Source organism: Halorubrum sp. SP3, from assembly GCF_005435195.1.
In the GTDB taxonomy this organism is placed as follows: Archaea; Halobacteriota; Halobacteria; order Halobacteriales; family Haloferacaceae; genus Halorubrum; species Halorubrum sodomense.
Genome location: NZ_SGTU01000112.1, coordinates 1 through 1,193, shown reverse-complemented (window position 1 = coordinate 1,193; position 1,193 = coordinate 1). Strand labels below are relative to the sequence as shown.

1 pseudogene is annotated in these 1,193 nt (G+C 56.6%); it reads right to left on the bottom strand.

The annotated features are described in order from the left end of the window. Positions 1-960: pseudogene (locus EXE42_RS15700) on the bottom strand (hypothetical protein); the annotation flags it as partial. Between the last annotated feature and the right edge of the window lie 233 nt (positions 961-1,193).

Sequence of the window (1,193 nt, the reverse complement as noted above, 5' to 3'; positions counted from 1 at the left end):
CGGGGAGGGTCGACCGTTAGTCCGGAGTGTCGGTTTTGAGAATGGGTTCCACGGCGTCGACGCTTCGATGTCCCGGAACTGTTTATCACACGAGGGGCACGACGCCTCCGACAACATCGACAGATCGACGGTCATGTCGCAGTTTTCGCAGCGTCCGGTATCGATTCCCTTTCGGACCGCCTGCTTTCGGAGCGTGTCGAGCGCCTCGCGGTCCTGTTTGGCGTCAACCATGGTATCGACGGAACTCGAAAGGTCGGTCACCCGGCCGTCAAACTCACGAACCGTATCAAGGATTTGGCTAAATAGGGCCTCGATCTGATCGAATTCCTCGTCGATCCACGTCTCGAACTCGGCTTGCGTCTCTTCAACGTCTTCAAGCCTCGCTTCGACGGAGTCGATTCGGTTTGCTAAATCGCCGTCATCCTGATCCACGCGAGATTCGAGCGACTGGATCTCGCTGTGAAGCCGGGTCACGTCGTCGGAAAGCCGGTCAGTAAACTCCTCTTGTCTGGATCGCTGCTGCTCGACATCGAGCGAGAGGTCAGCGACCTGCCGTCGCATCTCGGCGACCCGTCTGGTGAGTTCGACCTCTGTCGGGCTGAGGTCATCTCGAGGGTCGAGGTCGTCCGGGCTGATTCGGTCTCCCGACTCCGAGTCCGATGAATTCGGTGTGGACGCCTCGTTGCTGCCCGGCGTCTCCGTTTCAGACGGCGCATCGTTCTCGGTTGGTCTCCCCCGAGGCGGGTTCCAATCTTGGTCCTTCTCTGACGCTGTGTTTCCCGGAGCAGACGCAGAATCAAGGGCGATGTCGCCCATCTCGTCGAGGGCCCAGAATGCGGAAACAAGTTGGTTCAGGAGTTCGTGTTCCGTCATACCTCGGGACTCCGCGGTGTGTTTCACCCACTGCTGGAAGGTATCGGCGTCGACCGCGGTGTCGTTTTCGTTGTCCCGAGTACCCATTACGTCAGTAAGCTACGAGATTTGCCTGTTTAATTCTTGGGTGTTGACGCTTACTCGCGGCGAAATAGGCGTCTTGGGGGATTAAGCTCCACCGAGAGTTGGTTAAAAACGTCTGATTCCGTAGAAAACTGGAATAGCCCGCGCTGAATCCGTTCGGTTACGATAGTTTTATAATATGAAACTACTAGTACGATAAATAGTATCAGGATGTCAGAACGCGACGCCCGCCTCAT